The sequence below is a fragment of the Aeromonas sp. R3-1 genome (assembly GCF_040908345.1).
Taxonomy (GTDB): Bacteria; Pseudomonadota; Gammaproteobacteria; order Enterobacterales; family Aeromonadaceae; genus Aeromonas; species Aeromonas veronii.
Window position 1 is genome coordinate 20934 of sequence record NZ_JBFODN010000242.1, and the last position, 24342, is coordinate 45275.

The 24342-nt window shown below is 56.3% G+C and carries 26 protein-coding genes; 25 read left to right on the forward strand and 1 reads right to left on the reverse strand.

Annotated features, from left to right (window positions below):
- The first annotated feature begins 7 nt into the window (after window positions 1-7).
- The 18 genes from lfgF (at window position 8) to AB5Y85_RS15905 (ending at window position 15394) form a co-directional block, all read left to right on the forward strand.
- On the forward strand, window positions 8-742 hold the full coding sequence (gene lfgF / locus AB5Y85_RS15820; RefSeq protein WP_257686537.1) for a lateral flagellar basal-body rod protein LfgF: 735 nt from the start codon (window positions 8-10) through the stop codon (window positions 740-742).
- Between the two features lie 78 nt (window positions 743-820).
- Window positions 821-1606 (forward strand): lateral flagellar basal-body rod protein LfgG, encoded by a 786-nt coding sequence (lfgG, locus tag AB5Y85_RS15825; RefSeq protein ID WP_111899830.1) that lies wholly within the window; start codon window positions 821-823, stop codon window positions 1604-1606.
- Window positions 1606-2277 carry a flagellar basal body L-ring protein FlgH gene (gene flgH, locus AB5Y85_RS15830; protein WP_040068881.1) on the forward strand — a complete coding sequence of 224 codons (672 nt, stop codon included), beginning with the start codon at window positions 1606-1608 and terminating at the stop codon, window positions 2275-2277. The genes lfgG and flgH overlap by 1 nt, the downstream gene beginning before the upstream one ends.
- Window positions 2278-2285: 8 nt before the next feature.
- Window positions 2286-3392 carry a lateral flagellar basal body P-ring FlgIL gene (gene fgIL, locus AB5Y85_RS15835; RefSeq protein ID WP_069527062.1) on the forward strand — a complete coding sequence of 369 codons (1107 nt, stop codon included), beginning with the start codon at window positions 2286-2288 and terminating at the stop codon, window positions 3390-3392.
- Between the two features lie 8 nt (window positions 3393-3400).
- Window positions 3401-3799, forward strand: coding sequence for a rod-binding protein (locus AB5Y85_RS15840; protein WP_019444809.1), 399 nt, complete (start codon window positions 3401-3403; stop codon window positions 3797-3799).
- On the forward strand, window positions 3799-5142 hold the full coding sequence (gene lfgK / locus AB5Y85_RS15845) for a lateral flagellar hook-associated protein LfgK (RefSeq protein WP_047438681.1): 1344 nt from the start codon (window positions 3799-3801) through the stop codon (window positions 5140-5142). The genes AB5Y85_RS15840 and lfgK overlap by 1 nt, the downstream gene beginning before the upstream one ends.
- An 11-nt stretch (window positions 5143-5153) precedes the next feature.
- The gene (lfgL, locus tag AB5Y85_RS15850) at window positions 5154-6053 is read left to right on the forward strand and encodes a lateral flagellar hook-associated protein LfgL (protein ID WP_257686538.1); all 900 of its coding nucleotides are present in this window, start codon (window positions 5154-5156) and stop codon (window positions 6051-6053) included.
- Between the two features lie 152 nt (window positions 6054-6205).
- Complete coding sequence (locus AB5Y85_RS15855; RefSeq protein ID WP_257686539.1) at window positions 6206-7075, forward strand: hypothetical protein; 870 nt, start codon at window positions 6206-6208, stop codon at window positions 7073-7075.
- A gap of 248 nt (window positions 7076-7323) precedes the next feature.
- Window positions 7324-8490, forward strand: coding sequence for a flagellin (locus tag AB5Y85_RS15860; protein ID WP_257686540.1), 1167 nt, complete (start codon window positions 7324-7326; stop codon window positions 8488-8490).
- A 121-nt stretch (window positions 8491-8611) separates the two neighbouring features.
- A complete protein-coding gene (gene lafB / locus AB5Y85_RS15865; protein WP_257686541.1) occupies window positions 8612-9898 on the forward strand; it encodes a lateral flagellar capping protein LafB in 1287 nt (428 codons plus the stop codon).
- Window positions 9899-9946: 48 nt separating this feature from the next.
- Window positions 9947-10339 (forward strand): lateral flagellar export chaperone LafC, encoded by a 393-nt coding sequence (lafC, locus tag AB5Y85_RS15870; protein ID WP_005336195.1) that lies wholly within the window; start codon window positions 9947-9949, stop codon window positions 10337-10339.
- A gap of 59 nt (window positions 10340-10398) precedes the next feature.
- Window positions 10399-10800 carry a LafX gene (locus tag AB5Y85_RS15875; RefSeq protein WP_231560925.1) on the forward strand — a complete coding sequence of 134 codons (402 nt, stop codon included), beginning with the start codon at window positions 10399-10401 and terminating at the stop codon, window positions 10798-10800.
- Window positions 10791-11873: a flagellar hook-length control protein FliK gene (locus AB5Y85_RS15880; protein WP_047438673.1), complete on the forward strand. Its 1083-nt coding sequence runs from the start codon at window positions 10791-10793 to the stop codon at window positions 11871-11873. Before AB5Y85_RS15875 ends, AB5Y85_RS15880 begins: the two co-directional genes overlap by 10 nt.
- Window positions 11874-11944: 71 nt before the next feature.
- A complete protein-coding gene (gene lafF, locus AB5Y85_RS15885; protein ID WP_269428984.1) occupies window positions 11945-12367 on the forward strand; it encodes a lateral flagellar basal body-associated protein LafF in 423 nt (140 codons plus the stop codon).
- Between the two features lie 7 nt (window positions 12368-12374).
- Window positions 12375-13091, forward strand: a complete 717-nt coding sequence (lafS, locus tag AB5Y85_RS15890) for a lateral flagellar system RNA polymerase sigma factor LafS (protein WP_026034857.1) — start codon at window positions 12375-12377, stop codon at window positions 13089-13091.
- A 50-nt stretch (window positions 13092-13141) separates the two neighbouring features.
- On the forward strand, window positions 13142-13999 hold the full coding sequence (lafT, locus tag AB5Y85_RS15895; RefSeq protein ID WP_019444796.1) for a lateral flagellar motor stator protein LafT: 858 nt from the start codon (window positions 13142-13144) through the stop codon (window positions 13997-13999).
- The gene (gene lafU, locus AB5Y85_RS15900) at window positions 13999-14946 is read left to right on the forward strand and encodes a lateral flagellar motor protein LafU (protein WP_100646877.1); all 948 of its coding nucleotides are present in this window, start codon (window positions 13999-14001) and stop codon (window positions 14944-14946) included. Before lafT ends, lafU begins: the two co-directional genes overlap by 1 nt.
- Window positions 14933-15394, forward strand: a complete 462-nt coding sequence (locus tag AB5Y85_RS15905; RefSeq protein WP_081990729.1) for a hypothetical protein — start codon at window positions 14933-14935, stop codon at window positions 15392-15394. Before lafU ends, AB5Y85_RS15905 begins: the two co-directional genes overlap by 14 nt.
- Here AB5Y85_RS15905 and AB5Y85_RS15910 read toward each other — a convergent pair.
- Complete coding sequence (locus tag AB5Y85_RS15910; protein ID WP_245095717.1) at window positions 15327-16334, reverse strand: lytic transglycosylase domain-containing protein; 1008 nt, start codon at window positions 16332-16334, stop codon at window positions 15327-15329. The genes AB5Y85_RS15905 and AB5Y85_RS15910 overlap by 68 nt on opposite strands.
- A gap of 644 nt (window positions 16335-16978) precedes the next feature.
- On the opposite strand from AB5Y85_RS15910, the gene mraZ reads away from it, so the two are divergent.
- From mraZ to mraY, 7 genes are read left to right on the forward strand one after another with little or no spacing between them, the layout of a single operon-like run.
- Entirely contained in the window at window positions 16979-17437 is a 459-nt protein-coding gene (gene mraZ, locus AB5Y85_RS15915; protein WP_013723406.1) for a division/cell wall cluster transcriptional repressor MraZ, read from the forward strand.
- Entirely contained in the window at window positions 17438-18376 is a 939-nt protein-coding gene (gene rsmH, locus AB5Y85_RS15920) for a 16S rRNA (cytosine(1402)-N(4))-methyltransferase RsmH (protein WP_005336168.1), read from the forward strand.
- 3 nt (window positions 18377-18379) lie between these two features.
- The gene (gene ftsL, locus AB5Y85_RS15925) at window positions 18380-18694 is read left to right on the forward strand and encodes a cell division protein FtsL (protein WP_005336166.1); all 315 of its coding nucleotides are present in this window, start codon (window positions 18380-18382) and stop codon (window positions 18692-18694) included.
- A complete protein-coding gene (locus AB5Y85_RS15930) occupies window positions 18691-20445 on the forward strand; it encodes a penicillin-binding transpeptidase domain-containing protein (protein WP_257686542.1) in 1755 nt (584 codons plus the stop codon). Before ftsL ends, AB5Y85_RS15930 begins: the two co-directional genes overlap by 4 nt.
- Entirely contained in the window at window positions 20378-21910 is a 1533-nt protein-coding gene (gene murE, locus AB5Y85_RS15935) for a UDP-N-acetylmuramoyl-L-alanyl-D-glutamate--2,6-diaminopimelate ligase (RefSeq protein ID WP_257686543.1), read from the forward strand. Before AB5Y85_RS15930 ends, murE begins: the two co-directional genes overlap by 68 nt.
- The gene (gene murF, locus AB5Y85_RS15940) at window positions 21907-23262 is read left to right on the forward strand and encodes a UDP-N-acetylmuramoyl-tripeptide--D-alanyl-D-alanine ligase (RefSeq protein ID WP_257686544.1); all 1356 of its coding nucleotides are present in this window, start codon (window positions 21907-21909) and stop codon (window positions 23260-23262) included. The genes murE and murF overlap by 4 nt, the downstream gene beginning before the upstream one ends.
- Complete coding sequence (gene mraY / locus AB5Y85_RS15945; protein WP_005355120.1) at window positions 23256-24338, forward strand: phospho-N-acetylmuramoyl-pentapeptide-transferase; 1083 nt, start codon at window positions 23256-23258, stop codon at window positions 24336-24338. Before murF ends, mraY begins: the two co-directional genes overlap by 7 nt.
- Window positions 24339-24342 lie beyond the last annotated feature (4 nt).

Genomic DNA, 24342 nt, shown 5'->3' on the forward strand with positions numbered 1-24342 from the left:
GTAACCCGTGGAAAAGCTTATCTACACCGCCATGTCCGGGGCGCAGCATACCCTGATGGCTCAGCAAATCCGGGCCAATAACCTGGCCAACGTCAATACCGCCGGTTTTCGGGCTGACTTTGAGCGGGTTTCTGCTTATGCCCTGACGGGCGATGGTTACCAGAGTCGGGTAATGGCCAGAGAAGATATGGCAGGTACCAACTTCAAGGCTGGCCCTCTGATGCAGACGGGGCGCAAGCTGGATGTGGCGATTCGTGGCGAGGGTTTTCTGGCGGTGCAGACGCCTGATGGCAAAGAGGCCTATACCCGTGCTGGTAACCTGGAGGCCGATGCCGACGGGCTGTTGACCCTCAATGGTCGGCCGGTGCTAGGGGAGGGGGGCGAGCTGGTGCTGCCCGCTTATCGTGACATCAGTTTTGGCAAGGATGGCACCCTGAGCATCACTCCTCCGGGTAGCGGTGCCCGGCTCGATGTAGGCCGCCTGAAGCTGGTCAATCCTGATCCGGCTGAGCTGGTAAAAGGCCACGATGGCCTGTTCCGGATGCGCCAGGGTGGGGATGCCGAAAGTAGCGAGCAGGTGGTAATGGCATCCGGCTTTTTGGAAGGGGCCAACGTCAATGCCGTGGATGAATTGGTGAGCAGCATGTCATTGACCCGCAATTTCGAACTGCAGGTCAAGTTGATGAAAGCGGCGGATGATCAGGCTCGTCAAGGGGCCAAATTGATTTCCGGTCAGGGTTGATTTTGACGGCATCGGGCAGATACCCGATGCCTTGCCACATCCCAGTGGATGAGGCTTGATGAACAAGGTGGAATAACAATGCACGCAGCATTATGGGTCAGTAAAACAGGTCTGTCGGCACAAGATGCCAAGATGTCCAGTATCTCTAACAACCTGGCTAACGTGAACACGGTCGGCTTCAAGCGCGATCGAGTAGCGTTTGAAGATCTCTTTTATCAGGTGCAGCGCCAGCCGGGTGCCCAGCAGGATCAGCAGAATTTGGCGCCTATAGGTATTCAAATGGGTAATGGTGTGCGGGTGGTGGGTACCCAAAAGGTCTTCACCTCCGGCCAATTCCAGAATACCAATCAGGAGCTGGATATGGCGGTGGTCGGTGCCGGTTTCTTCGGGGTTGAGCGCCCGGATGGCGAGACGGCCTATACCCGTAATGGTCAATGGCATCGCAATGCCGAGGGGCAGCTGGTTAACGCGGATGGTTTGCCCATGGTGCCGCAGATCCAGATCCCCGATAACGCCACCAAGATCTCCATTGGTACCGACGGCACTGTCAGCGCCTCGTTGCCCGGTCAGCAAGAGAGTGTCGAGCTGGGCCGAATCACCCTGACCAACTTCTCCAACCCGGCCGGTCTGGAAGCGCTTGGTGGCAACCTCTACCGTGCAACCGGCGCGTCCGGTGAGCCCATTGAAGGTGTACCGGGTGAAGAGGCGATGGGGGCCGTCAAGCAATTCACGCTGGAGAGCTCCAACGTGAACGTGGTCGAGGAGATGGTCGACATGATCACGACCCAGCGGGCTTACGAGATGAATGCCAAGGTGGTCTCTTCCGCCGACCAGATGCTCAAGTTTGTCACTCAGGCTCTGTAATGATGAAGTCGATGCTGCGTTATATCTGGTTGGTATTGCTGTTGGGCGGCTGTGCCACCTATGAGCTGCAGGCGCCCGAGCCGGGTGACGAGAAATGGGCGCCATCCCGTCCCAAGGTGACCGCGACTGCGCAGGGCGAAGATGGTGGCCTCTATCGGGGCAACTACATGATGACCCTGTTTCAGGATCGGCGTGCTTACCGTGTTGGTGACATTCTCACCGTGGTGCTGGAAGAGCGTACCCAGTCGAGCAAGAAAGCCAATACCAGCATGAGCAAAAACAGCAGCATGAATGTGCCGGCCCCCTCTATTGGCGGTAAACTGCGCCCCGACTGGGGGGCCGCCCTCAGTGCGGATCGGGATTTTGATGGCGGAGCGACCTCCAGTCAGCAAAATACCCTGGCAGGTTCCATTACTGTGACCGTGGCAGAAGTGATGCCCAACGGAGTGCTGGGGATCCGCGGTGAAAAGTGGATCCGCCTCAATCAGGGGGATGAGTATATCCGCTTGGGTGGCATGGTTCGGGTTGAAGATATTGACCAGAGCAACCGTATCTCGTCCCAGCGCATTGCCGATGCCCGCATCACCTATGCCGGTCGTGGTGCCCTCGCCGACAGTAACCAGATGGGGTGGCTGGGCCGCTTCTTTAGCTCGGCGTTTGCGCCATTTTGAGGAATCACATGAACAGATGGTTTATCGCCCTGCTGTGTCTCTGCTTGCCTTGGGTTAGTCAGGCTGCCGCACCGGCCAAACGAGCCTTGCTGGATATTGCCGATGTGCAGGGGCTGAGAACCAACCAGCTGGTGGGTTATGGTCTGGTGGTCGGTCTCTCCGGGACTGGTGACAAAAGCCAGGTCAAATTTACCGGCCAATCCATGGCCAACATGCTCAAGCAGTTTGGTGTGCAGTTACCGGACGATATCGATCCCAAGCTCAAGAACGTGGCAGCCGTTTCGGTCCAGGCCACGCTACCCGCCTTGGCTGGCAAGGGGCAGTTGCTCGATGTAACCGTGACTTCCATTGGGGATGCCAAGAGTCTGCGTGGCGGCTCTCTGCTGCTGACCCCCCTGCGTGGTATCGACGGTGAAGTCTATGCCGTGGCGCAGGGCAATCTGGTTGTCGCCGGGGTGAAAGCGGAAGGGCAATCCGGTTCATCGGTCACGATTAACGTGCCGACAGCCGGGATTATCCCCAATGGCGCCACCATCGAGCGAGAGGTGGTAAGCAATTTTGCCGAAAAGCCGGAAGTGACTCTCAATCTGCACCAACCCAACTTCAAGACCGCGCGCAATGTGGAGCGAGCCATCAACCATCAGCTGGGGCCGGTCGCCCGCGCGGTGAGTGCCGGGCGGGTTCAGGTTGCTGCTCCCAGGGACGAGAGTCAGCGCATCGCGTTTATGGCACTGTTGGAAGATATAAAGGTGGATCCGGGTCAGGAGCGGCCGAAGGTGGTCTTCAACAGTCGAACCGGTACTGTGGTGATGGGGCAGGGGGTCAAGGTTCACAAGGCTGCCGTCAGTCATGGCAGTCTGACGGTGACCATTGGCGAGAGTCAGACGGTCAGTCAGCCCAACGCCTTCTCCAATGGGCAGACCACCACGACCCCCAACTCCAAGATCCAGGTCGATCGGGAACGTAACAACATGTTTGTCTGGCCGGATGGCACTTCCTTGGAAGTGATCGTCAAGGCTGTCAATTCACTCGGGGCAACCCCCGATGATGTCATGGCCATCTTGCAAGCGCTCAATGAGGCTGGCGCCCTTGAGGGTGAGCTGGTGGTTATCTAAGGACTATCATGACAAGAATTAGCTCGGATCCCGGTTTTTATCAGGATCTCAATGAATTGCAGCAAATCAAAAGCAACCCGGATCAGCGTGCCGCGCTGGATGCTGCTGCCGGTCAGTTTGAAGTCAGTTTTCTGCAAACCGTGCTCAAACATATGCGCTCGGCGACGGATGCCCTGCAGGATGAGGACGACAAGATCATCAAGGGGCAATCCCTCTATCGTGATATGTATGACAGCCAGTTGGCGATGAGCATGGTTAAGCGAGGTGGCATCGGTCTGCGGGAGCAGATGGTCAACCAGCTAGCTCCGTCATTAAAGAATCCGGACGGGGTGGTCGCTTCAGAGCAGCAGACCCTGGCTGCCTTCAGCCAGCCTCTCAACTCGGTAAAAATGAAGAAGGTTGACTGATGTCACTGCTCAATATCGGCGCCAGCGGACTAAATGCAGCCCAGATTGCATTGAACCTGACCGCCCAGAATATCGCGAACGTCAATACCATCGGGTATAGCCGTCAGGAAGCCATGATGGGCAGTCTGTCCGGTTTCGGGCGGTTGGATAATGGTGCCGGTGTCGAGGTGACAGGGGTACGCAGGGTAACGGATGACTATCTGGTTGCTCAACACTGGCGTAGCCGTTCGGCCACCGGTTCTTCTTATGCCTTTCATCAGTACATCAATACGACAGAGCAGTTGCTGGGCAGTGAGTCGATGAATATCGCAAAAGGGCTCGACAGCTTTTTTGCCTCGCTCAGTGCTGCGCTCGACAGTCCGGAAACCCCGGCACAGCGTAGCCAGATCGTCAGCTCGGCTGGGGCGCTCGCCAACCGCTTTACCCAGCTGGACGAGAGCCTGGTTACCCAGGAAAAACAGATCGACGATCAGCTGAGCAGCACTGTTTCCCAAGTGAACAGCTACCTGTCACAACTGGCCGAATTGAATGTCCAGATTGGCGATCAAGCAGCCAAGGGAGTCAATACCTCAGCGCTGGAAGATAGTCGCGAACAGGTTGTTCGTGAGTTGTCGACCTATATGGAAGTGCGGGTAAATCGTCAGAGTGACGGCGCTTTCGCGATCAGCCTGCCGCAAGGACAGCCGCTGGTGTTGGGGGGAAGCAGCAGTACTCTCGCGCTTGCTGGCGATAAACTCAGCCTCGCTTTCGGTGGTCAGACGTTTGAAGTTCCTAAATTGCACGGTGGTTCGCTGGCGGGTGTGATGGATTATCGCACCACAGTATTGCGACCGACCAGAGAGGCGCTGAATCAGATAGCGGGCAAGCTCGCAAAGGATTTCAATGATAAACAGGCCGGTGGTTTTGACCTTCATGGAGTAACCGGGAAACGGCTATTCGCTTTTGACGAAACAAAAGATATCCATGGTAACTACATCAATGCGTTGGGAACATTGCGGGTGGCTGATGGTTTTACCGGAGACGACCTGGCTTTTGCCAAGGCCGGTGGCGGCAAGGGCGATAACCGCAACTTGCAGGACCTGCTGACGATAAAAAATGGCCAATACGATGCCTATAGTGCCCTGCTTGGCAAGATGGCGGTGCAGAGCGGGCAGGCGAAAGCGAGCATGCAGGCAGATGCCAATATGGAAAAACAGATGGCGGCCAAGCTGAGCAGTGTCAGCGGTGTGAATACCGATGAGGAAGGGGTGAAAGTGATGGCTTACACCAAGGCTTATCAGGCCAATGCCAAGGTGATCAGCACCTCGGAACAACTCTTCAATTCCATTCTGAATATGTTCTGAGGAGGGTGACCATGCGCATCAGTACCAACCAGATCCAGCTCAGCATGCTAGACAATTTGCAGCATGGCTTCGGTGAATATGCCCGGCTTGATCGCCAAATCTCCACGCAAAAACGCATTCTTCAGCCCTCTGATGATCCTGTTGGTAGTGTGCAACTGCTGGGCTTGCAGAAAGAGCAGGTGGCGATGGCGCAGTACCAGAAAAATATTGCCAACGCCAAGAGCCAGCTCTCTCAAGGGGAGCTTCAGTTTGAAACCATGACCAACATGCTGATGCGGTTGCGGGAGTTGACCCAGACAGCTGCAACAGGCTCTTTGTCGGATGCGGATCGTAAAGCGGTAGCCAGCGAGGTCGCCATTATCAAGGATGGTCTGCTGGATCTGGCCAATGCGCGTAACGAGAGTGGCTCCAGCCTCTTTACCGGTAGCAAGGTTGATCAGACTGCATTGGTAAAGCAGGCGAGTGGTGACTACAGCTACCAGGGGGACAATCTGGTGCGTGAGGTCAGTATTGCAAACGGCGTCACTGTGGGCTTGAACCAGACTGCTGACCAGCTGTTTCTGAAGCCTGACGATTTTTTCAAACGACTCGATAGCATGGTGAAGGCAATTAATGACGCAGCACCTGACGCCATCGAGCAGGCACGAGGCATGCTGGGTCGCAGCCAGACGCTGCAAGATAATATCAGCCAGGCGGTGAGCATGATTGGTGCCCGGATCAATCTGCTGGATCAGATTGACGAGAGCCATGCCGAGAAAGGCGTCTATAGCAAGGAAGTGAGCAACCAGATAGAGTCGCTGGACTATGCCGAGGCTGCGACCCGACAGGCCCACGTCCTGATGGCATTACAGGTGCAGCAGCAAGCTTTTGCCAAGGTTAATGGTCTTAGCTTGTTCAACTACATGCCGTAACGAGCAGAGGAGTCATGATGCAGGTCCAGCAAACCCGTCTTGGAGGCGTTGCAGAGCCACAGGCAAAGCCCAGGTTGCAGGGCCGCGCAACTGCACAGGCTCACACTCCGGAAAACCGCAAGCAGACTGAGCGCCACCCCAATATTATCCGGATGGACAGATGGGCCCTGATCGGTGCTGCGCAACAGCGCATTGCCCATGCCCAGAGCGGCGAACAGGCGCTTAATCTGGTTTGGGGGGAATTGAAGCGGCTGGAACGCCAACTGGGTCAGCGCGAGCTGGCCAGCAGTGAAGTGACCAATCGCTTAAAAATGCTGGAAGAGAAAGTCACCCAACCAAGAGGGCCTTTGACGGACGAGCTCAAACCAAGACTCATCGCATCGGCTCAGGAACTGCGTCCCCGCTTCAGTGCCGAGCATCTGGATCTGCTCAGTGCCAAAAATAGCACTGAGCGGCTGGTGTTCTCGTTTCCCCAGAGTAACAGTGCGGTGGAGGTGACAATTCCGGCCGGAGCGCGAGAGGGTGAGGTTGTCACCATGCTCGATCGGGCGCTGCGTAAAGAGCATATCCAGGCCAGATTGAATGAACTGGGCAAGCTGGAACTCTCCGTTGCTGAACCCCATCGCCGCAAACTGGATGAGCCGGTGCTGATCCGGGGCGAGGGGATTCGTATCCCAGCTGGCAACCCGATCCCGGTGCAGTTCAAGACCAGGGCCGGAGCGCTGACTCACATGGCCGAAGGGATTGCCAAAGGGGAGATCCGTCAGGAGCGGCAGCGGCTGCAAAAAGTACTTGGCGAGATTGAGCAATCGGTTCGGGAGTTGAAACAGTTTCGCCAGAAGATGGTGCTGCAACTGGACAAGGTCAAGGCTCGCAGTCAGAACCTGAAACAGGAGGAGCTGGCACAGTTGCAATCCTCTCTGGCAGCTCGCCTCTCACAAGGCGGCTATATGGGCACCATGTCCGGTCTGCTGGCGCAGGCCAATGTCACTCGGCAAGGGGTGGTTGCGTTACTCACTTGATAGCGCTGAGCTGTCTCCTCGTAAAAAACCGCACAAGCTGACTTGTGCGGTTTTTTTATCTCTGTGATGCCCTCTTATGCCAGTGACGGCGCTGTCTGCTCGCGGGCCCACTCTTCGCATCCGAACGGGGGGCCAAGAGAAACTGCCGTTCAGCAAAAAAAGATTTAATTTTCACGACGCCGTGGTCGTTCTTCATTGGGGTCAACCCAAACGCTGCCTGTGGCAGCATCTATTTCGAGGAAACGAAAATGAGTCTGTCAATTCATACCAACTTTGCATCCATGGTTACCCAGAACCAACTGACCACCACCAACAAGCTGGCCAGCACTGCCATGCAGCGTCTGGGTACCGGTCTGCGCATCAACTCTGCCGCTGACGATGCCGCTGGTCTGCAAATCGCTACTCGTCTGCAATCCCAGTCCAACAGCCAGAAGACCGGTATGCGCAACGCCCAGGATGCTATCTCCATGATGCAGACAGCCGAAGGTGCCATGGACGAAATGACCAATATCGTTCAGCGCATGAAGGATCTGGCTACCCAGGCCGCCAACGGCACCAGCAGCGATAAAGATATTGCCGCCATGAACGCCGAATTCGGCGAGTTGACCAAAGAGCTGAAAAACATCGCCAGCAACACCACCTTCGGTGGCGAAAACCTGCTGGATAGCAAAAACGGCAAGTTCGCCAAGGGTGAAGTGACCTTCCAGATCGGTGGCGCTGACGGCGAGCGTCTGACTGTCTCCATCGGCGACACACTTAAGAAGGTTGTGGGTGGTAGAACACTGTCTACCGAGGAGCAGGGGATGTCAAAAACTGTTGATGAGAAAAAGACAGCATTTGACTCTGCTAGCAAAGATTTCAACACAAAGAACGATGCACTGCCCGCCCTGCAAAAAACCTTGGCCGATGCTGAAAAGGCTCTTGTAGATAACAAAGATCCAGCCAAAACCTCTGATTTGAGAACGGCAGTAGATGGTGCTATGACTGCATTGGAAACTCCTATGAAGGAGGCTGCTGAGGCCAAAACTGCGCTTGATAAAGCTTCCAAAGAGTTTAATGACGCGACAGCAAAATTCATGGGGGTTGGTGAAGGTCTGGACTCCAAGACGCTGGAAATCGGCCTGCAGTCACAAAAGCATGCCCAGGCTGCCATCGGTGAGCTGGAATCCTTTATGCAAGATATCACCAGTGTACGTTCCGCTTTCGGTGCCAATATCAACCGTCTGGAGCACACCGTTAACAACCTCTCCAACATGAAAGAGAATACCGATATCGCCAAGGGCCGTATCATGGATGCCGATTTCGCCACCGAAAGCACCAACATGACCAAGAACCAGATGCTGATGCAAGCTGGCATGTCTGTGCTGGGTCAGGCAAACCAGATGACTGGTATGGTCACCGGTCTGCTGCGTTAATCGTTATAAGGGCCGCTACCTGTGTGGCGGCCTCTTTTCTTCCCCTTGCTGATTGAAAAGTGCTGGCGTAACAGTCTTTTTCAACAAGCAAGTCTTGCCCTGATACCGAAGGAGTTGATATATGCAGGTCGATCCCGCTTCAGCCGCGATGAACATGGTGACCAATGAGCGCAAGAATATGGACAAGCTGCTCAAGGGGCAGTTGGCCAATGTCAAGGCGCAGCAGAGTTCGCTGTCATCCATCAACTCCAAACTCTCCAGCTTTCAGACTCTGCTGAAAGATTTGAACAAGCCAGCGGCTTTGCAGGCCCAGAAAGCCAGCCTCTCACAAGAGGGGATCATGACGGTCACCAGCAATGGCAAGGCGACCCCGGGTCAATATAACTTTGAGGTCAAGCAACTGGCACAGGCCCATCAGTTCGGGGTGCAACTGGCAGATGAAAAGGCGCCATTGCCAACCTCCGGCAAAGTGTCGTTCACCCTTGATGGCAAGGCGTTTGCTATCGACTTGGCGACCTTGCCTGCGGGGGCGACAGCCCAGAGTCTGGTTTCTGCGATAAATGATTCGGCGGATAACCCTGGGGTCAAGGCAAGCCTGATCCGCACGGATGGCAAGATTAACCTGGTGCTGACCAGTAAAGAGAGCGGGGCTGCCAAGGTGTTTACCCCCACCTATGATGGCGACCCGGCTTCAGCGTTCGGCAAGGCTTTTATCGATGGCAAGGTGATCACCCCGGGTCAGGACTCCATCATCAAGATGGGGGTTGGTGACGGTGCGCTGGAGATCAAGTCGCCGACCAACAAAATTGAAAACGTAGTTGAAGGGCTGACGCTGGATCTCACCAAGGTGCAAAAGCCAACCGATGGCCCGATGCAGGTGACAGTGGCTTATGACAATGAAGCCGTCACCGGCTCATTGAAGAAATTTGTTGATAGCTACAACGAGTTGCTGGATTTGCTGAACAAAGAGACATCCACCGATATCAAGGCAAAAGGCGTACTGGCGTCTGATGCCACGGTGCGAGGTTTGAAAGGTGCGCTGGCCAACGCGGTTCGCAATCTTCCTGCTGGCATGACCCTGACTCAGCTTGGTATCAAAACCGAGAAGTCGGGCAAGCTGGTGTTTAGTGACTCTGATTTCAAAAAATCGCTTGAGAAGGACCCTGAACTGCTGGGCAAGGCGCTGATGGGGGATGACGGTTTGCTCAAGCGGATGAGCAAGACGCTCGATCCTTTCTCCAAGACCAATGGTGTGATGGCCACTCGCAAGAGCACATTGGAAGCCAATCAAAAGCGACTTGATGATAAAATGGAGTCGCTGAATAAACGGATGGAATCTGTTTACAAGCGTTACCTCAATCAATTCACCACCATGAACCAGATGATGCAGACCATGGGAGCACTGTAAGCTTTTCCCCTGGATGAACTGGTTTGAACCTGCAATAGCGAGTGACCCATGTTTGAATCTGAAGATGGCTATGATGCCTATCGATTTGCCGCCACAGAAGCCAAGGCCGCGAGTGCCGATCCATATCAGCTGGTATTGATGTTGATGGATGGCTTGCTTGATGAGATAGCCAGAGCAGAAGGGCATATCTTGGCGAAACAGTTTGAGCGCAAAGGGTTGGCCATCAACAAGTGTCTGCAGATCTTGGGTGGGCTGGACAGTGCGCTTGATATGAATAAGGGGGGCGAACTGGCGGTCAATCTGCATCGTCTTTATGACTACTGCGGTCAAAAATTGTTCGAAATCAGCGTTTCCAACAATGTTGAGGGGTTCGCCGAAGTGCGCAAAATCCTGCAAGAGCTGAAAGAGGGTTGGGAAGCAATGGCGCGTCATCCTCGTTAATACGGAAGTAGTACTTCCTTACTCTCTGTTCTTCCTCACGCCCAACATATTGAAATTTCTTGGTTCTCGGTCTGGCCCACTCCTTGCTTGTGGGCTGGTTCATCTTCTTTTTGGGGCTTGTCATGTCAGGTATTGCTCCCGTGTTGCGTGAGACCGAACTGCAGACTCGCCAGCGTCAGTTATTGGGGTTGGGTACGCTCTTGCTGCAACAAGCGCAAGCTGGCCAGTGGGATGCAGTCAGGCTAACCGATGGACGTTTCGCACAATTTGTCTCTCAAGTTAGCCGGAATCCCCAACTCTGGACTGCGTTGCAACCAGCAAGAGATAAAGCCCGAATTTTGTATCGACAGGCATTGCAACTCTGCGAGCAGGAGACCCAGGTTCGTAAACAGGAGTGGCAGCAGCTTTCTTCGATTCGTGAAGGTTTGACCGCCTACGGTGAGACAGAGCAATGGGATTGATTCAATTTAGCGGTTTTGACGCTGCGTATTCGCCGGATGTCACGGCCTTGAACCGTTTGTCCGGCCAAGCCGGCAGTGAAGGTGAGCTGTATCAACCGCTGGATGAGGCGGTTGACCCTCTGCTTGCATTGCCCTTGCCCGAGCTGGCTGCCAGCGATGTTGCGGTAGAGGAAAAAGAGAGCGAACAGCCAAGGATGGAAGGCGACCCGGCTGAACAGCTGCAAGCGTTTACCAATATGCCTCCTCTCTTTGTCAGAGTGAGTGATGCCGATCTTGATGGTGTTCGTGTAAGCCGTACTTTTTCCCGAGCTGAAGGTAGCACCGGCGGCCAGCAGGTGATGGTGGATAACAAATTGCCGCCCTCTCTTCGTGCCTTGATGGGGAGTGTGACCGCGCTGCCCGAGCAAGAGGTGATGCCGCGTCGTGAAACGGTCTCTGCCGCTGCGGAACAAGCGCTTTCTACGTTGCTTGCCAAATCAAATGGGCAAACCGGTGTATTGCCCGGCCGCTTCACCTTGCCTGTTATGGCTGCCGGTTTTGATGCTGGAAGTGTATCTGATACCGCTGTCGTAGAAAGCAGGCTGCCAGATGCTCGCCAGCTGGCTGTCGGACAACTCGCCGCTGCACCGCTGCGTCCGGTCGACTATCAATGGGCTCCTGTCCGGTTGTCAGACAACCAGAGCCAGTGGGGACAGCAGCTGGTTAGCCTGCTTCAGGACAAGGTTGAACTGCAGGTCAATCAACAGGTGAAACAGGCTCATATCCGGCTGGACCCGCCAGATCTTGGGCGACTGGAGTTGACCGTCAAGCTCGATGGTGACCGGCTTAATGTCCAGTTGAACGTGACCAATCCGGCGGTGCGCGATGCGATGATCCAGTCGATGGAGCGCTTGCGGATGAACCTGGCTCCCCATCATGCCGGTGGGGTCGAGGTCAATGTGGGGCAAGGCGGTGAACAGGGACAGCATGAGCGGTGGCAACAGGAGAAGATCCTGGCTGGCCGTCGCCAGTGGCAGGATGATCCGGACTCCCAATGGGATACGGTGCACGACTGGCTCAATACTCTGGTCTGATTTTTAACCCGTAATAGCGAGAGTGGTTTTACATTATGCGGCGTGTCATGAAGTGGTTGATGATATTCGTCATGGCTCTGTGTCTGTTGGCCATACTGGCCTATGGCGCATGGCTTAAGCGCGATGTGGTCGAAGTCTGGCTCGGATTGGCAGAGCCAAAGCCCGAACTGAGCAGCACTCCGCTGTTCAAGCCGATGGAGCGCTTTGTCATCAGTCTGGAAGGGGGTGAACAGTCTCATTATCTGGTGCTGGAGCTGGCACTGGTGACCTACAACCCGGCGCAGGTTGCCAAGCTGGATGAACTGACGCCACTGATCCGCAATGCCATGGTGCAGTATTTCAGCCACCGCTCCCATGACGACGTAAAAGTCGAGCTGCAGAATATTTCCAAGTTGCAGGTCTCTCTGCGCGACAAGCTGGTCACTACGGTACAGGGATATGGCTACAAGCCCTATCTTGATGAAGTGCTGATCACCAAGGTACTGGTACAGTAGCCACGATATGACAGATTCCGTTTGGGATGCTCAACAAGAGTTTGCCGATACTCCGCAACTTCCTCGCACGGGAGAACCCGCAATTCTTGCTCGCTATCTACCCTTGGTGAAGCGAGCCGCCAGCCATCTGCGCAGCCAGGTCAGTGCCTGTTTTGATCAGGAGGACATGGAGCAGGTGGGAATGATGGGATTGCTGGAGGCGTGGCGCCGTTATGGCAGCGAGCCCGATGCCCAGTTTGAAAGTTATGCCTTCAAACGGATTCGTGGCGCCATGCTCGATGAGTTGCGCCGTCTGGACTGGCGACCCCGCCAACTGCGACAGCAGGTACACGGCCATAATCAGGCGCAGCGTGAACTGCACAATCGTTTGGGGCGCCCCCCCTCAGAGCAAGAACTTGCTACTGCGCTCGACTGTTCGGTGGATGAGGTGCGTCAGTTGTCCTACGCCAGCCAGGCTGAAGCGCTGCAGAGTCTGGAAGAGTGGCTGGAGAATGGCGGCAAAGCTCCGACCACCGAATCTGATGATGTCGATATGGCGATGACCATCAGCAAGGTGTTGGCCACTCTGGATAAACGCGAGCAGTTATTGCTTTCCCTCTATTACCAGCAAGAGCTCAATATGAAAGAGATCGCGCTGGTGCTGGGATTAACCGAATCCCGGGTTTGTCAGTTGCACAAGCAATGTGTACTTCAGCTAAAGCAGCGATTGGTCGACTCCATATAGTAGTGCTTCACCTTTACTGGTGACTCTTCTTGTATCGTGCGGGAACATTCATGCAAAAACAGATTGGCATCGGCGTCATATTAGTGTGCGTGCTGGGTGGCTTCATGATGGCCGGGGGGAACCTCGCAGCCTTGTGGCAGCCAGCCGAGCTCATCATCATCATCGGCGCAGCGGTAGGCTCCATGTTTCTGGGCAACTCGAAAGAGGTGATGCATGAAATGTGGCGGCAGATAAAGATGTGCTTCAAAGCGAATAAAGAAGAGAAAGAGGTCTATCGTGAGCTGCTGACTCTGATGCATCAACTGCTTGAAGAGACACGCAACAAGGGGATGAAGGCGCTCGACGAGCATATTGAAAATCCCCAGCAGAGCTCGGTTTTCTTGATGTATCCCCAGATTTCGGAAGATCCCCAACTGCTTGGTTTCATTATCGATAACCTGCGTCTGCTCGGAATGGGCAAGATCACACCCCATGAACTGGATACCGTGCTGGAGCAGGAGATCATGGCCATTGAAGAGGACATGCTCAAGCCTGCTCATGCCTTGCACAAAACCGGCGAGGCCTGCCCGGGCTTCGGCATTCTTGCTGCGGTGATGGGGATCATCATCACCATGCAGCAACTGGACGGCCCCCTGAGCAATATCGGTGTCCATGTGGCGGCCGCTCTGGTGGGCACCTTTATCGGTATTTTCCTCTGCTACTGCTTGCTGGAGCCAATCAGCAATGCCATGGAAGAGATGGTCAAGCGCCGTATCGGTTTGTTGATGTGCATCAAGTCGATCCTGATTGCCCAGTTGCGTGGCAAGACACCGCTGCTTGCCGTCGATTCGGGTCGCAAGATCCTGGAGCCTGAAGTCAAACCAAGCTTCCTTGAGCTGGAAGATTGGGTGACCAACAGGGCGATGTAATGCGCAATCACGAACAGATTATCGTCAAGCGCCAGCAGCGTCGTAACAGCGGTCCCAAAGGGGGAGGCGCCTGGAAGGTGGCATTTGCCGACTTCACGTTGGCCATGATGGCGTTCTTCATGGTGCTCTGGATCCTGGCTGTGTCCAATCAGGAGGAGCGGGAAGTCGTTGCCAGCCGCCTGCGGGACTACAGCATCATGGACAGTGAGGCCAACCCGTTTGATATTCGCAACAGCCCCTATCCTGTCGATCTCGGTGGCAATCCCTCCGTGATCGATGAGTTGAACCCCAAGTTCGATCAGCAGGGTCAGCTGATGCCCAAGCATATGGACCGTAATCAGAGCATTTTTTCTGACGGTCCGGGCGGCGGGTATGAAAAGCTGTTGATAGGCAAGCTTGAGGGTGAAGCCCAGATGAAGCAGCTGGCCAGCTTTATCGACCATCTTGCTGAGCAGATGCAGGCGAAGAATAACCTCGAGATTCAAATTGTTCCCCAAGGATTGCGGATCCTGATCCGTGATGACGCGGATCGGGAAATGTATAGCCGAGGCAGTGCCCGCATCAGCCCTTTCTTTCGCCATATGTTGATGGCATTGGCCCCCATATTCCAGCGTATCGAGAATCGGGTCATGATTTCTGGCCATACCGACAGCACACCGTTTGCCGGTGACAATTACAGCAACTGGGAGCTATCGTCAGACCGTGCCATGATGGCAAGACGGGTGTTGCTGGCAGGCGGCATGCCACCTGAACGGGTCGGGCAGGTTGTCGCGATGGCCGATACCATGCTGGAAGATACCCGGAATCCACAAAGCAGCCGTAATCGGCGCATTGAATTGCTGGTCATGACAACTCAGGCAGAAACCAATCTGGAGCAACTTTTCAGCTCCCAAACGCAAGCGGCAACCACCCATGCCAAGGAGATGATTTCCCATGGACGACCCTGAGATCGAGTTTCCGCTGCATACCTCGCACAATGATCCACGCAGAAAAGTACCGCGCTGGTATCTGCACGATGGAACAACGCCTTTCGAGTCACAGAGTTGTGGTATTGCGGCCAGATTGCTGATTTCCGGATTGCTGTTTGACAAGAGTATCGGCCGCGCAGTGATCAAAGACATTGGTCCGGGCGGGGTCGGTTTCCTTGCTCCGGCTCGATTCGAATTACCCGAAACGGTGAAGCTCGCCCTGTTGCCGCGAATTGCGCTGGATTGCAACATCACTCATCGTCGCGCCATTGGCCGGCAGCTCTGCTTTTATGGTGCTCGCTGGTCATATCCGGAAGAGGTTGATTTGGCTCCGGTACTGAGCCACTGGCGCCACTGTTTCATGGTGCCGCAATCAGCGGCCGCTTCTGCTGAATCCCAAGAGGATCAGGCAAGCGTTCCAGCCTGATCTCGCCTCGACTCATATCAAGCCCCCTGGCAGCTTTCAGCAACAGGGGATCATGCAGACTGTCCAGTGAGACCGCTTGGACAATGGCGGTCGCCCCTTTCTTCTGGTTGGCGGTGGGGGCTTTGCCCTTGCTATAGACGATCGGGCAATCGGTTATCCCTTGCGCGATAGGGAGTTGCCAGGCCGGATTCCAGCGGCTGGCTTCATTCATTGATACGCCCTTTGCCTGAGCCCACGCGGGCAGTGAGCAGCCGTTCGGATGACGGAATATTTGCAAATCATTGCCGCTGTGCCATGGCGGAAGTTGAAACTGATAGCTGTCAGCCATATCAAGTAGTCTTGCCAGCGCAACAAAGCGCGCGACATAAAAGCGTGTTTCAGTCGGAAGCTCCAGTTCCCATATATTACGTGTCCCCGCTTTTAAAACCGCATTGAGTACCCGCCCTTCTCCTGCGTTGTAGGCGGCCAAAGCAAGCAGCCAGTCATTGCCAAAGAAGCGATACAGCCATGCCAAATAGGAAAGGGCAGCCTCTGTCGCCAATGGCAGTGAATAGCGCCCATCAAATTCGCTGGTGATGGGAACGGCAAATCGGGTGGCGGTATCTGGCATCAGCTGCCAGGGGCCTGCGGCGCCAGCAGAAGAGACCACATCAAATCGGTAACTGCTTTCCAGTAAAGGAACAAAGGCAAGCAAGGGCGGCAGTTTGCGTTCGTGAACCTGTTCCGCGACCCAGCGAATAATGGGCTGTGTCTCCGCAAGACGTTGTTGAAGATAAGGGCGCTGCTTCAGCAGGAATTGCTGCTGCTGGCCGACCAAATCTGCCCCTTTACCCTGAATCGGGACAGGGAAACCAACTTGCCACTGATAATTGTGATAAGCATGGCAAGATGTTGATATCATTAACATCCCGCACATTAGTAAAGAAATGAGCCGGGTCATGGGGCAATTGTTGAGCAAGGATCGCGCAATAATAAAAACATGATATATCTCAACAGTTTTTTGAATTTAAGGTCGTCTGATCATGTGTAATCCAGGACGTAGCAAGCATGATAACACGAGTAAAAAAGAGCCCAAATTCGGGTAAAGCGATTCAGAAGTTTTTGCTGTATCTGATACTCGCCAATTTCATTCTGATGGGCTTGTACATTGGTTACGCTCAAGAGCTGACATTTGCCACCAATATTCTGCTGACATCCCTGCTGATTATTTACAATCTGTTGCTTTGTCAGTTGGTGTCTCTGCGTGCTCGCCGTTCGAAAGATGGTTACATCATCTATCCAGTGATATGTGTCAGTATTTTGCTCTGTGCAGTGGTATTGTTCCGTTTCATCATATCGCCCAGATAGTGACCGCTCACCGACTTGCTGCTTATTAATCACTTTCTGTTTTTTCAGCAATAACTCTTGGAAAATCAACCTACTCAATCCGCAGCATGCAATTGCTGCGTCAATATGTTCCCTCTGTCCCATCTCCTTGCTTGAAAAGCCCCCTGCACGTCCTTAAACTTCAAGGTGGGGAAAAGTGGATCAAAGTGGTTTTTAGAGGGGCAATCTGCCTGCTCACTCACCTTCAGGGACTGCAATTTGTTGCGTGGCGCTCATGCCATCAGCCTGGACAGTAAAGGGCGGCTGGCAATTCCGACCAAATTCCGTGATTGGCTGCGCGACGAAAGCGACGGCCAGCTGGTCTGCACCATCGATATTGCCCATCCCTGTCTGCTGCTTTATCCCCTGAATGAATGGGAAGAGGTCGAGCGCAAGCTCAAGACTCTCTCCAGCATGAATCCGCAAGAGCGCCGTTTGCAGCGACTGCTGCTGGGACATGCAACCGAATGCGAGCTGGATGGCAATGGCCGTCTGCTGCTCAGTCAGCCACTGCGCAACCATGCGGGGCTGGACAAGAAAATCATGCTGGTGGGCCAGCTCAACAAGTTTGAGCTGTGGGATGAAGCCCGCTGGCAACAACAGGTCAATGACGACATCTTGGGTCTGCCCGGGGACGATTGGGCAAGCTCACCACGACTACAGGATTTCTCTTTATAAATGACCCAAGCCGCTGAACACATCACAGTGCTGCTGCACGAAGCCGTTGAAGGTCTGGCCATCAAGCCGGACGGTGTCTACGTCGATGGTACTTTTGGCCGTGGTGGTCATTCTCGTCTGATCCTGCAGCACCTTGGCCCCAATGGCCGCCTGATCGCCATCGACCGTGACCCGCAGGCGATCGCCGAGGCCGCCAAGATCCAGGATCCCCGTTTCGAAATCGTGCACGGCCCCTTCTCCGGCATAGCCTCCTATCTGGATGAGCGCGGTTTGCTGGGCAAGGTGGATGGCTTCCTGCTGGATCTGGGGGTCTCTTCACCCCAGCTGGATGATGCCGAGCGTGGCTTCAGCTTTATGAAAGATGGTCCGCTCGATATGCGGATGGACCCCACCTCCGGTCAGAGCGCCGCCGAGTGGCTGGCCAAGGCCGATGTGGATGACATCGCCTGGGTGCTGAAGACCTTCGGTGAGGAGCGTTTTGCCAAGAAGATCGCCCGCGCCATCGTGCATGACCGTGTGACCGAGCCTTATGTGCGTACCCGTCAACTGGCGGAGATGATTGCCCGGGTCAATCCGAGCAAGGAGAAGGGCAAGCATGCGGCAACCCGCAGTTTCCAGGCCATTCGCATCTATATCAACAGCGAGCTGGACGAGATCGAAACCGCACTCAACGGTGCGCTGGAGGTGCTGGCACCACATGGCCGTCTGTCAGTGATCAGCTTCCATTCGCTGGAAGACCGCTTGGTAAAGCATTTCATCCGCAAGCACGAGAAGGGGCCGGAAGTGCCTTACGGCATTCCGTTGACCGAAGCCCAGCTGGCTGGCGGTCGCAAATTGAAGTCGGTCGGCAAGGCGCTCAAGCCTTCTGATCATGAAGTATCTGAAAACAGCCGGTCACGCAGCTCGGTGCTGCGGGTTGCCGAACGGTTGGCGGAGTAAGCGATGAGCGAAGTGCGTGTTCATCTGGCCAAGGAGATCGTTGCCGATCTCTGGCGGCACAAGCTGCAGATTTTTCTGTCGGTCGCCGTGCTGGTGACCGCGTTTGCCGTGATCCTGGTGACCAACATGACCCGCGGTCTGACGGCCAAGCAGAACGATCTGATGGCAGAAGAGGATCGCCTCAATATCGAATGGCGCCACCTGCTGCTGGAGCAGGGCACCCTGGCTGAACATTCCCGGGTGGCGAGTCTGGCGATGGACAAGTTGCAGATGGGTCGTCCGCTGGTGACCACCGAGAAGGTAATTACCCAACCATGAAACGCAAGGCTACAGCCAAAACTGCCAAAGCGAATGTCAAAGCGCCATCGATCTATCCGTGGCGCTTTCGCACGCTTGCGGTGTTTATCGGCATCGCGTTTGTGGGTCTGATCCTGCGTCTGGCCTGGATCCAGGTGATCAATCCGGATCGTCTGCGTCAGGAGGGTGACATGCGTTCCCTGCGTACCACCTCTACCCAGGCGGTGCGCGGCATGATCACCGATCGCAACGGCGAGCAGCTGGCGGTTTCTGTACCGGTCGAGGCGGTCTGGGCCGATCCCAAGACGGTACATGAATCCGGCGCCATCAATAATGAGCGAGCCTGGCTGGCGCTCTCCGCCGTGCTCAAGCTCGACATCAATACCCTCAAACACCGCATCGCCAACCCCAGCAAGCGCTTCGTCTATCTGCAGCGTCAGGTTACTCCTGCGGTGGCGGAATATATCAAGGGGCTCAAGCTGGGTGGCGTCTACCTGCGCCCCGAAGCACGCCGCTTCTACCCGACCGGTGAGATCAGCGCCCATCTGGTGGGGGTAACCAACATCGATGGCAGCGGTATTGAAGGGATCGAGCGCAGCTACAACGAGTGGCTGACGGCGACACCCGGCGAAATGCGGGTGCGCAAGGATCGTCAGGGGCGCGTCATCGAGCGGCTTGGCATCGTCAAAGAGGGCAAGAACGCCAACGATCTGCAGCTCAGTATCGATCAGCGAGTGCAGGCTCTGGCCTACCGTGCCCTCAAGCGGGCAACCGACGAGAACAAGGCGACCTCCGGCTCCATGGTGATGCTGGATATCAAGACCGGTGAAGTACTCGCCATGGTCAACACCCCCTCCTATAACCCGAACAACCGCGGCCAGTATCAGAGTTTCCGGGTACGCAACCGGGTGGTGACCGATACCTACGAGCCGGGTTCGACCGTCAAGCCATTGATTTTGCTCAGTGCCTTGCAGGCAGGTGTCACCAGCTGGAAAGATTTCATTCCCGGTGGTCCGCTCTTTATCGGTGCCAAGCAGATCAAGGACGTCAGTATCCACAAGGCGACCAACCTCTACGATATCCTGCGTTACTCCTCCAACATCGGTATGTCGCGCATTGCGCTGCGGATGCCGGCGCAGGAGATGATCAATACCCTCAGCATGTTCGGCTTCGGCATGGATACCGGCAGCGGGCTGATGGGCGAGAGCAGCGGCATGCTGCCCCAGCGTCGTCGCTGGTCCGATATCGAGCGGGCAACCCTCTCGTTCGGTTATGGTCTGCGAGTCACCCCGCTGCAGCTGGCTTCCGCCTACGCCACCCTGGCCAACAAGGGCAAGCGGGTGCCGCTCTCCATCGTCAAGGTGACTACGCCGCCCAAGGGTGAGCAGGTTATCGATCACAACAACGCCGCTGCCATGTTGCAGGCGCTGGAGTATGTGGTCGACAACGCCATTCCAAAAGCCAAGATCCCGGGCTATCGGGTTGGCGGCAAGAGTGGTACTGCCAAGGTTGCCGTCGCCGGTGGCTATGGCAAGGATTACATGGCCTGGTTTGCCGGTTTCGCTCCCGCCAGTGATCCCCGTTTCGTCATGGTGGTGGTGATCAACGAGCCAAAAGGCAGCGCCTATTATGGCGGCGCCGTGGCGACCCCACCATTTGCAGAGGCCATGGGCGGGGTGCTGCAGCTCTTCAATATTCGTCCCGATGCGGTGCCGCCAGCGGTGCCCACCAAACTTGCCCGTACGGAGGCTTCTCTTGTCCCGCGCACTTGATGCATTACTGCGCCCCTTCGGTATCCAGGCGCCGGCGCTCACCCTGACCGATATCCAGCTGGATAGTCGGCGGGTTGGCCCCGGCTCGCTCTTCGTGGCCATTCGCGGTCATCAGGTGGATGGCAGACGTTTTATCGAACAGGCGGTGGCTCAGGGAGCGACCGCTGTTGTGTTTGAGGAGGATGGTGAATTTATCCCACCATCGACTCCGGTTCCCTGTATCGGGATGCGGGATCTGCCCGCTCACCTCTCTGCTCTTGCAGGTTATTTCTACGATCAGCCAGCCAAAAAACTGGATCTGGTCGGGATCACCGGCACCAACGGCAAGAGCACTACGGCGCTGCTGGTCGCCAACTGGCGCACCCTGCTGGGTGGCAAGGCGGGTGTGATGGGCACCATCGGCAACGGCCTGTTTGGCAATTTGATCGAAGCGGAAAATACCACCGGCAGCGCCGTGCAGGTGCAAGCCAATCTGGCTGCGCTGCAAGATCAGGGCGCGGACCTGGTAGCGATGGAGGTTTCAAGCCACGGTCTGGTACAGCACCGTGTGGCAGCTTTGCCCTTTGCCGCCGCTGTTTTTACCAACCTGAGCCGGGATCACCTCGACTACCACGGCACCATGGAGGCCTATGGCGCCGCCAAGGAGCAGCTGTTGCAGCTGGTCGATGAGTCGAATGCGGTGATCAACCGTGATGACGAGTTGGGTGCTAAGTGGCTCGAAAAATACCCGGCAGCGGTGGCCTTCAGTGTGGATGGCCCGATTGAACACCATTCTGGCCGTCAATTAACGGCGCAGCAGCTCGATTTTCACCAGCAAGGTTTTCGTGCGCAGATTAACTCCAGCTGGGGGAATGGTGTATTATCCGCCCCCTTGCTCGGGCGCTTCAACGTCAGCAATGTGCTGGCCGCGATGGGCGTGATGCTGGTGCTTGGTTACGACTTCCACGAGCTGCTGGCAACTGCCCCGAAATTGCAACCAGTGACCGGTCGCATGGAGTGTTTTGGCGGTGGCGATACGCCACTGGCGGTGGTCGATTACGCCCACACCCCTGATGCACTGGAGAAGGCATTGCAGGCCCTGCGGGTGCACTGCACAGGGCAGCTCTGGTGTCTGGTCGGTTGTGGTGGCGACCGCGATCGCGGCAAGCGCCCCATGATGGCCGCCATGGCCGAGCAGTATGCGGATCGCGTGATCCTGACCGACGACAATCCCCGTACCGAGGAGCCGGCCCGGATCATGGCCGACATGGTGGCGGGTCTTCGCGATCCTGCTGCGGTGCAGGTGGAGCACGACCGGGTCAAGGCGATTTCGCTGGCCATCGGTCAGGCGAGCAAACAGGACATCATCCTGGTGGCCGGTAAGGGTCACGAGGATTATCAGATCATTGGAACCGACAAGCGGCACTACAGCGACCGGGAAACCGTCGCGGCCGCCTTGCACACATTATTGGAGTCATTCAAATGATGACCCTCAGGCTTGCCGAGCTGGCGCAGGTACTCGATGCCCGTCTGATTGGTAACGATGGCGAGATCAGCGTCGTCAGTACCGACACCCGCACTCTGGGCGCGGGTGCCCTGTTCGTTGCCCTGCGCGGCGAGCGCTTCGATGCCCACGATTTTTGCGAGCAGGCTGTTCAGGCAGGGGCCTCTGCCCTGCTGGTTGAGCGTGAACTGCCGCTGGCCATCCCCCAGCTGGTGGTGACCGACACTCTGAAAGGACTGGGCCGACTCGGCAAACTGGTGCGTGAGCGCATCAATCCGAAAGTGCTGGCCATTACCGGCAGCTGCGGCAAGACCACAGTGAAGGAGATGGCAACTGCCATCCTGCGCAACGAAGGGGAAGTGCTGGCCACCGCTGGCAACTTCAACAATGAGGTGGGCGTGCCGCTCACCCTGCTGCGCCTCGAGCCGCAGCACAAGTTTGCGGTGATGGAGCTGGGTGCCAACCATCCGGGCGAGATCGCCTGGACTACCTCGCTGGCCAAACCCGATGCCGCCATCATCAACAACGTGGCGGCGGCCCATCTGGAGGGCTTCGGCTCGCTGGAAGGGGTGTTCCACGCCAAGAGCGAAATTTTTGAGGGGCTGAGCCAGGGTGGCACCGCCATCGTCAATGCCGATAACGAATTCTGGCCGAAGTGGCGGGAACGCGGCATTCAGTGCGCCTTCTCCATCGACGATCAGAGCCAGCCGTTCCACGCGCGCAACCTTGTGCTCAACGAGCAAGGCTGCGCCGAGTTCGTGATGGTGACCCCGCAGGGTGAGCTGAGCCTGACTCTGGCGATCCCGGGTCGCCACAACGTGGCCAATGCGTTGGCTGCCGCCGCGGGCTGTCTGGCCCTCGGCGCATCCCTCGCCTGTGTCAAGGCGGGGCTGGAGCAGATGGCACCGGTCAAGGGGCGCTTCTGCGTCCAGCGCTGGGGCGGTCTGACCCTGGTGGATGATACCTACAATGCCAGCGTGGAATCCGTGCTGGCGGGCATCGATGCCCTGACCGCCATGGGCGGCTTCAAGGTGCTGGTGTTCGGTGATATGCGGGAACTGGGTGAGGAGTCTGCCGAGCAACACGCCCGGGTTGGCCGTCATGCCCGCGAGCGCGGTCTGGATGCCGTGCTGACAGTGGGGGAAGAGAGTCGCCACACCGCAGATGCCGCGGCTGGCCGACATTTCGATAACAAGGCGTCGTTGTTTGAAGTGCTTGCGCAAATGATAAATACACATCAGGAAATTTCGATTCTGGTCAAGGGCGCCCGTGGCTCCCGCATGGAAGATATCGTCGAGATGGTCAAAGACCATCAGGAGTCAGCCACATGCTAGTCTGGCTGGCCGAACTGCTCACCCCGCACTTCACCTTCTTCAACGTCTTCTCCTACCTGACGTTTCGCGCCATCCTGTCGATCATCACCGGACTGGGGGTTGCCCTCTGGATGGGGCCGCGGCTGATCCGCCGTCTGCAGATCCTGAAGTTTGGTCAGGTAATCCGCAACGACGGTCCCGAGTCCCACCTCAGCAAGCGGGGCACCCCGACCATGGGTGGCCTGATGATCATTGCGGCGATTTTCACGTCTGTGCTGCTCTGGTGCCGCCTCGACAATCCCTATGTCTGGCTGGTGTTGTTTGTGCTGGGTGCCTATGGCGCCATCGGCTTTGCCGACGACTACCTCAAGGTGGTGCGCAAGAATACCGACGGCCTGATCGCGCGCTGGAAGTATTTCTGGCAATCAGCGGTAGCGCTGGCGGTGGCGGTGTTCCTCTATGCGACTGCAACCCATGAGGGGCAGACCCAGCTGGTGGTGCCTTTCCTCAAGGATGTGATGCCGCAGCTTGGCCTGATGTTTATCGTGCTGACCTACTTTGTCATCGTCGGTACCTCCAATGCGGTCAACCTGACCGACGGTCTCGACGGCCTGGCCATCATGCCGACCGTGATGGTGGCGGGGGGCTTTGCCCTGATCGCCTGGGCCACCGGTAACGTCAACTTTGCCAACTACCTGCACATTCCCTACGTGCCCTATACCTCCGAGCTGGTGATCGTCTGTACTGCCATCGTCGGGGCGGGTCTGGGTTTCCTCTGGTTCAACACCTATCCGGCGCAGGTCTTTATGGGGGACGTTGGTTCCCTGGCGCTGGGCGGCGCGCTCGGTACCATCGCCGTGCTGGTCCGTCAGGAGTTCCTGCTGGTGATCATGGGTGGCGTCTTTGTGATGGAGACCGTCTCGGTGATCCTGCAGGTGGGTTCATACAAGCTGCGCGGCGTGCGGATCTTCCGCATGGCGCCTATCCATCACCACTACGAGAAGAAGGGCTGGCCGGAGCCGCGCGTCATCGTGCGCTTCTGGATCATTACCCTCGTGCTGGTGCTGCTGGGTCTTGCCACCCTGAAGGTGAGGTAAGGCC